The organism is Amycolatopsis sp. lyj-90 (assembly GCF_046549035.1).
Lineage (GTDB): Bacteria > Actinomycetota > Actinomycetes > Mycobacteriales > Pseudonocardiaceae > Amycolatopsis.
Map to the genome: position 1 here is coordinate 347,534 of NZ_JAJPWP010000013.1, position 7,211 is coordinate 354,744.

The window sequence follows — 7,211 nt, forward strand, 5'->3', positions numbered from 1 at the left end:
ACGCCGATGGAAACACGCCGATTAACCCACACCGGGTCGGGCTACGCCGGTTGTCCCACGATGGGGTTGACCCGGTTTCGGAGCGTTATTTCGCCTTCTTGCGCTTTCCGCCGCGACGGGCTTTGGGCTTGTCCGGCGCGCTCTTGTCGGCCTCGGCGACGGCGAGCAATTCCTCCGCGTGCGCGCGGCCGGTCTCGGTGCTTTCCATTCCGGCGAGCATGCGCGCGAGTTCGACGACGCGTTCCGATTGTTCGAGGACGCGCACGCCACTGCGGGTCACCCCGCCGCTCGTGCCCTTGTCCACCACCAGATGCTGATCGGCGAACGCCGCCACCTGCGGCAGGTGCGTGACCACGAGGACCTGGTGACTGCGCGCCAGCCGCGCCAGGCGCCTGCCGATCTCGACCGCGGCGCGGCCGCCGACCCCGGCGTCGACCTCGTCGAACACCAGCGTCTGCACGGTGTCCGCATGCGCGAGGACGACCTCGATCGCCAGCATCACGCGGGAAAGCTCACCGCCGGAGGCTGCCTTGTGCACGGGAAGCGGCGGGGCGCCGTTGTGCGCGCGCAGCAGCAGTTCGACGTCGTCGATCCCATCGGGACCGGCGTGCACGAGCCTGCCTCCGACCTTCACCGCATGCGAATCGCTCTCGTCCACCGTGCGCCGCTCGACGGTGATCTCGATCTCCGCCTGTCCCATGGCGAGCCCGGACATCTCGGCGGTGATCGCCTCGGCCAGTTCGGCGGCGGCCTCGACGCGCGCCTCCGACAGGCGGAGGGCGTGCTCGGCGAGGGTCACGGCGAGCGCGTCACGGCGAGTGGCCAGTTCGGACAGTGCCTCCTCGGAGGTGTCCATCGTGGACATCCGGCGGCGGGCGTCGTCGGCCCAGGCGAGCACACCGTCCACATCGGCCGCGTACTTCCGCGTGAGCCGCTTCAAGTCCGCCTGGCGCGCGAGCACCTTCTCCAGGAGCGCGGGATCGGCGTCGAGCGTTTCGAGGTAGCTGCCCAGCTCGGTGCTCACTTCGGACAACAGCACCGAGGCTTCGTCCAGCCGGGGCCCGAGTTCACGCAGCACGGCGTCCTCGGAACCGGTCAGGTGGCGCGTCGCCTCGCCGATCAGTCCCAGCGCGCCGGGCGCGTCCGGATCCCCTTCCGCCGAACCGGCGACGGCGGCGTGCGCCGCGCTGGACGCGGACCGCAGTTCGTCGACCGCGGCCAGGCGCTTGATCTGCTCGGTGAGTTCGGTGTCCTCGCCGGGTTCCGGCGCGACGGCGTCGATCTCGGCGAGCCCGTGCCGCAGCAGGTCGGCCTGCTGGGCCATCTCGCGGGAGCGGGTGGAGCGCTCGGTCAGCTCGGCGACGACGGCGAGCCAGTCGTCCCGGACCGCGCGGTACTGCTCCAGCGGTTCGGTGACGGCCTCGCCGGCGAACCGGTCGATCACCGCGCGCTGCTCGGCGGGCCGCAGCAGCCGCAGCTGATCGTTCTGCCCGTGGACGGCGATCAGCTGCTCGGACAGGTCGGCGAGCACGCCGACCGGCACCGAACGGCCACCGAGGTGAGCACGGGACCGGCCGTCGACCGAGACCGCGCGCAGCGCGATGACGCTGCCGTCCTCGTCGACCTCCGCCCCGGCGTCGGTGACGATCCGGGTGGCGCCCTCGGCACCGCCCAGCTCGAATCGGCCTTCCACGAAGGCCTTCAGCATTCCCGTTCGCACCTTGGACACTTCGGCTCGGCCGCCGGAGAGCAGGTGCAACCCGCTGACGACCATCGTCTTGCCCGCACCCGTCTCACCGGTGACGACGGTGAAGCCCGCGTGCAGTTCCAGCAGGGCGTCCTCGATGACTCCGAGGCCCTGGATGCGCATCTCGGCCAGCACGACGCCCACCGTAGCGGCCCACCCCGACCGTTCTCGCACCCGCCACGTCATGAAAGGGGCTTTCAAGACGTTTTTCGTCTTGAAAGCCCCTTTCACGACATCCGTCAGCGGGCGTGTCGCTCCCGCCAGCCCTTGATCGGCAACGAGAACTTGTGCACCAGCCGGTCGGTGAACGGGCCTTCCCACAGCCTGATCAGCCGCACCGGCACCCGGCCGCAGGTGACCCGCACGGACGCGCCGGCGGGAAGATCGAAGGTCCGCGATCCGTCGCAGGTCAGCACGGCGGGCGACCCGTCAGGATCGATGGCGACGGTGATCTCCGAGTCACGCGAGACGACCAACGGCCGGGAGAACATCGCGTGCGCGTTGCTCGGGACCACCAGGAGCGCCTGGACGTCCGGCCAGATGATCGGGCCGCCCGCGGAGAACGCGTACGCCGTCGAACCGGTCGGGGTGGCGCACAGGACACCGTCGCAGCCGAAGGACGACACGGGCCTTCCGTCGACCTCGATAAGCGCGTCCAGCACTCGCTCACGCGAACTCTTCTCGACACTGGCCTCGTTGAGCGCCCACGTGTGGACGGTCTCCTCACCGTCGACACTGACCACGACGTCGACGGTCATCCGTTCTTCGACCTGGTAGTCGCCGTCGACGGCGCGCTGGACGGTGTCGGCGAGCTTGTCCGAATCGGCCTCGGCTAGGAAGCCGACGCGGCCGAGGTTCACGCCGAGCACGGGGACGCCGTTCGGCCTGGCCAGTTCGGCGGCCCGCAGGAGCGTGCCGTCACCGCCGAGGACGAACACCAGCTCGGTCCCGGCGGCCGGGTCCTGCTCCGGCGCCATGACCGTGCAGGGAGCGCCGATCCCGCCGTCCGCCTCGAGCATCTCCCGGACGTCCTCGTCGAGCACCCGCAGCCGCACACCGGCCTTGGCGAAACGGGCCGACACCTCGCGTGCCGCGGACCGGGTCGCGTCCCGGTCCGGGTGCACGACGAGCAGCACCTCGCGATCGCTCATTGGGGTCCCTCCAGGACTGCGGTCCGGACGAGCCGTTCGGCGTCGGTGCCGATGGTCTCTCCCGCCCCGCGGGTAAGCCAGACGAAGTATTCGACGTTCCCGGACGGCCCGGGGAGCGGGCTCGCCACGACGCCACGCAGGCGCAGATCCAGCTTTTCGGCCTCGGCGAGCACGCCGAGCACCGATTCGACCCGCAGCTCGGGATCACGCACGACGCCGCCGCTGCCGAGCCGGTCCTTGCCGACCTCGAACTGCGGTTTCACCATCGGCACCAGGTCGGCGCCGTCCCGCGCGCAGGCGGCCAGCGCGGGAAGCACGATTTTGAGCGAGATGAACGAGAGGTCCCCGACCACGAGGTCGACCTGCCCGCCGAGGTCCTCCGGGGTCAGGTTGCGGACGTTCGTCTTGTCGAGGACGACCACACGGTCGTCGGTGCGCAGGCGCCAGTCCAGCAGACCGCGGCCGACGTCGGCCGCGATCACCGTGGCGGCGCCACCGCGCAACAGGACATCGGTGAAGCCACCGGTCGAGGCGCCCGCGTCGAGGCAGCGCTTTCCCTCGGTGGAAAGACCTTGCGGGGTGAAGGCTTCGAGCGCGCCGAGCAGTTTGTGCGCACCTCGGGAGGCCCAGCCGGGATCGTCGCTGTCGCGCACCACGATCGGCGCGCCGGACTCGACCCCTGTCGCGGGTTTGGTGGCCACCATCCCGCGCACGCTGACCTTGCCCTCGGCGATCAGAGCGGACGCTTGCTCGCGAGAGCGGGCGAGACCCCGCCGGACGAGCTCCGCGTCCAGGCGGGCGCGTTTGGGCACGCGGTCAGACCTTGTCGATGGTGGACAGTGCCACCGTCAGCTCGGTGTGCACGGCTTCGAAGCGATCGACGTGCTCCGAGAGCGGAAGCGAGGCCAGGTCGTCGAGACCCGCCACGGCTTCGTCGACCCCGGCGCGGGGATCCGTGTCCTGCTGCGCGAAATGGTCTGCCTGGATCGCCGGCGGCCCGGGTACCGGCGGGGGGCCGGGCACCGGCGGTCGCGGAACGGGGTGGTGGTGGTGGTGGTCTTGCACCCCACCAAGTTAGCAGCGCTGGTCAGGCGAGGCGCAGCTCGCCGAGCGCGGCGCGGGCGGTGTCGCCCACACCACGGACCTCGGTGATCCCCGACTCCCAGGCCACCGCGCACAACGCGCGCAACAGGTCCAGGGAGTCACCTTCACCCTCGGCCTCGAGCACGTCACCCTGTGCGGTGACGCGCCAGCCGTCCTTGGGCCCGATTTCGAGCAGATCCGCGCGGTCGCTCAGACCGGTCAGGTCCCGCGCGAGGTAGCGCGGACGCTCTTCGGCCCTCGCTTTGAGCAAGGACGCCGCGTCGGCGACACCGGTCATGACGCAGAGCGCGTCGATCCCGGCCGCGACAGCGCCCTCGATGTCGGTGTCGAGCCTGTCGCCCACCACGAGCGCCCGCTCCGCGCCCGCGTCCCGGGCCGCCGTGGTGAACAGCAGTGGTGCCGGCTTGCCCGCCACCAGCGGTTCGAGGCCGGTGGCGTGGCGCAACGCGGCCACCATCGACCCGTTGCCCGGCAGCAGACCGCGCTCGGTCGGCAAGGTCGCGTCGACGTTGGTCGCCACCCACAGCGCGCCCGCGCGGATGGCGAGGCACGCCTCCGCGAGAGCGGCCCAGGTGTTGTCCGGGGAGTGCCCCTGGACCACGGCCGCCACGTCCGGACCGGCTTCCCGGACCGTCCGCAGCCCCGCCGACTCGATTTCGGCGGCCAGCGACTCCGTACCCACGACGAGCACGACGGCGCCCTGAGGCAGCCGCTCACCCAGCAGGGTGGCGGCCGCCTGAGAGCTCGTGTGGACTTCTTCGGGGGTGGCGGGCAGTCCGAGTGCCTCGAGGTGCTCGGAGACCTGCGCGGGCGCCTTGGAGGCGTTGTTCGTCACCCACCGGACGGCGGTGCCGCCGTCCCGGAGCGCACGGAGGGCTTCCGGTGCGCCCGGGACCACGGTGCTGCCGTGATAGACCGTGCCGTCGAGGTCGAACAGGACCGCGTCGTACCCGGTCGACAGGGCGTCAGCCATTCGTGAGCTCCGCGGCGCGCTCGGCGGCGTCGGTCTCGTCCTCCTCGTCGGCCTCTGCCGCGTTGAGGAACCAGCGGATCGCTTCTTCCTTGCGGTCGGCGGCGGCGAGGTTGTCGGCGTAGGCGTAGAAAAGCCTGGCGCTCCACGGATCGCGCTTCTCGGCCTTGAGGTCGTCACTCTGCAGGGAGACGACGGCGGCGTCGAGCTGACCGAGGTCGCGGCGCGCGCCGGCGGCGACGATCGCGAGTTCGATCTGGGTCGCCTTGGACAGGCGCTCCTTGTCGACCTCCTTCGCGAGATCCAGCGCCCGCTCCGGGCGGCCGATGGCCCGCTCGGCGTCGGCGATGATCGCGATGTGGTCGTCGGCCCGGGTCATCCGGCGGACGGCCCGCAGTTCGGACAGGGCGTCGGACCAGTTGCCCGCGTGGTAGGCGACCAGGCCGAGCGCCTCACGGACGATCGGGACCCGCGACGCCTTGGCCTTCGCGTACTTAGCGTGCGCGAGGGCGGCCTCGGGGTCTTCGTCGACTAGCCCGCCGGCGGCGACGAGGTGCTTGCCGACGGTCTCCGCGAGTGCCTTGGGCAGGGTGCGGAGTTCGCGGCGGGCGTCTTCGTCGAGATCGGAGAACTCGATGCCTTCGGGCAGTTCCGGGGCCTCGAGCAGCTCGCGCGCCAAGGTCTCGTCGTCGATCTGCTTGTCGTCCACGCGGGGCGAGGACCGGAAGTCCTTGCGGCCCTCGGAACGGTCACGCTGGGGACGGTCGTCGCGCTTGCGCTCGAACCGGCCTTCGCCGCCGCGGGAGTCTCCGCGCTTGTCGTCGTACCGCTTCTCCGGACGATCACCGGAAGGCCTGCGGTCGGGACGGTCGCCGGAGGGACGGTAGCCGCGGTTGTCCCCGCCACGGCTGTCGCCGCCACGGTTGTCGCCGCCACGGTTGTCGCGATCGCCGTAGGACTTGCGCTCGTAGCCACCGCTGCTGGGACGACGGTCTCCCGAGGAGGGGCGCTTGTCGTCACGGCGGTCGCCGGTGTAGCCACCGGAACGCGAACCGCCGCGGTCGTCACGATCGCGGTAGGAGGACGGGCGACGGTCGTCGCCACCGCCCCGGTTGTCGCGGTCGCCGTACGACGACTTGCCCTGGGGGCGTCCTTCGTACCGGTTGCCGGACGGGCGGTCGTCGGAACGGCCACGGTTGTCCGAGCCGTAGCCGGAACGGGCCGGGCGGCTGTCGGAACGGTTGTCCGAGCGGTTGTCATAGCGGCGCTCGGGACGGCTGTCGGAGGAGCGGTAACCGCCACGGTCGCCACCGCGACTGTCACTGCCACGGTTGTCACCGCGGTTGTCCGAACGGTAGCCACCACGGTCGCCGCCGCGGTTGTCGGACCGGAAACCACCGCGGTCACCGCCACGATTGTCGCTGCGGTTGTCGCCGCCGCGATAGCCTCCGCGGTCACCGCCGCGGCTGTCGCCACCGCGGTTGTCCGAGCGGTAACCGCCACGGTCGCCACCGCGGCTGTCCCGGCTGTCCCGACGGTCGTCGGAGCGGTAGCCACCTCCGCGGTTGTCCCTGCTGTCGCGACCACCCGAACGATCGTCACGACGGTCGCCGGCGCCGGGGCCCCGGCGGTCGTCGTTGTTGTAGCGCGGACGGTTCTCGTCACGGCCCTGCCCGGCGAACCGGCTGCCGCCGGAGCGCTGGTCACGGGGGCCATCGCCACTGCGCGCGGGCTTGCCGGAGAAGCTGCTCGTACCGCGGGCACCGCGGTCGTCACGGCGCGGGCGGCCCTGGTAGCCGCCATCGCGGCCGCCCCGGTCCTGCCTGCCGCCGGCGGAACCACGCCGGTCACCTCGCTGCGCGTCAGACCGGCCTCCGCGGGGACTCTCGTCCCGGCGGCCCGACCGGCCGGACGCGCCATCATCTGAGTCACGTCGACCGAACTCGGACACCTGGCCTCCTGCCACTATTGAAAAAGTTTTCGATACCGGCGACGCCCTCTGGGCGCGCCAACGGACCACTGTAGTCCGTCCCTGGACATGAAAAGAGACAGGGCCCTGACCGGGGAGAACCTGTCAGAGGTTCTCGACCCTGGTCAGGACCCTGTCCTGAAGTTAGTCCGGCGGTGTCCTACTCTCCCACAACCCTTCGGTTGCAGTACCATCGGCGCTGTCAGGCTTAGCTTCCGGGTTCGGAATGGGACCGGGCGTTTCCCTGACGCTATAACCACCGAAACACTG

Annotated in this window: 6 protein-coding genes and 1 rRNA gene; all 7 read right to left on the reverse strand. The window is 71.1% G+C overall.

The annotated features are described in order from the left end of the window. Positions 1 to 85 precede the first annotated feature (85 nt). Complete coding sequence (recN, locus tag ACLJPX_RS39180; RefSeq protein ID WP_410605308.1) at positions 86 to 1,882, reverse strand: DNA repair protein RecN; 1,797 nt, start codon at positions 1,880 to 1,882, stop codon at positions 86 to 88. 104 nt (positions 1,883 to 1,986) lie between these two features. Beyond that, positions 1,987 to 2,898 (reverse strand): NAD kinase, encoded by a 912-nt coding sequence (locus tag ACLJPX_RS39185; protein ID WP_410605309.1) that lies wholly within the window; start codon positions 2,896 to 2,898, stop codon positions 1,987 to 1,989. Continuing rightward, positions 2,895 to 3,710: a TlyA family RNA methyltransferase gene (locus ACLJPX_RS39190; RefSeq protein WP_101608743.1), complete on the reverse strand. Its 816-nt coding sequence runs from the start codon at positions 3,708 to 3,710 to the stop codon at positions 2,895 to 2,897. The genes ACLJPX_RS39185 and ACLJPX_RS39190 overlap by 4 nt, the downstream gene beginning before the upstream one ends. 4 nt (positions 3,711 to 3,714) lie before the next feature. Continuing rightward, positions 3,715 to 3,921: a hypothetical protein gene (locus ACLJPX_RS39195; RefSeq protein WP_101608744.1), complete on the reverse strand. Its 207-nt coding sequence runs from the start codon at positions 3,919 to 3,921 to the stop codon at positions 3,715 to 3,717. Positions 3,922 to 3,985: 64 nt separating this feature from the next. Continuing rightward, a complete protein-coding gene (locus ACLJPX_RS39200) occupies positions 3,986 to 4,975 on the reverse strand; it encodes an HAD-IIA family hydrolase (RefSeq protein WP_410605310.1) in 990 nt (329 codons plus the stop codon). Further along, on the reverse strand, positions 4,968 to 6,923 hold the full coding sequence (locus tag ACLJPX_RS39205; protein WP_410605311.1) for a hypothetical protein: 1,956 nt from the start codon (positions 6,921 to 6,923) through the stop codon (positions 4,968 to 4,970). The genes ACLJPX_RS39200 and ACLJPX_RS39205 overlap by 8 nt, the downstream gene beginning before the upstream one ends. 165 nt (positions 6,924 to 7,088) lie before the next feature. After that, positions 7,089 to 7,205: ribosomal RNA gene (rrf, locus tag ACLJPX_RS39210) — 5S ribosomal RNA — on the reverse strand. Positions 7,206 to 7,211: the final 6 nt, after the last annotated feature.

Bases quoted from the DNA above. Each gene is read 5' to 3' on its own strand.
- ACLJPX_RS39185 (WP_410605309.1), bottom strand. From the start codon at position 2,898: ATGAGCGATCGCGAGGTGCTGCTCGTCGTGCACCCGGACCGGGACGCG.
- ACLJPX_RS39200 (WP_410605310.1), bottom strand. From the start codon at position 4,975: ATGGCTGACGCCCTGTCGACCGGGTACGACGCGGTCCTGTTCGACCTC.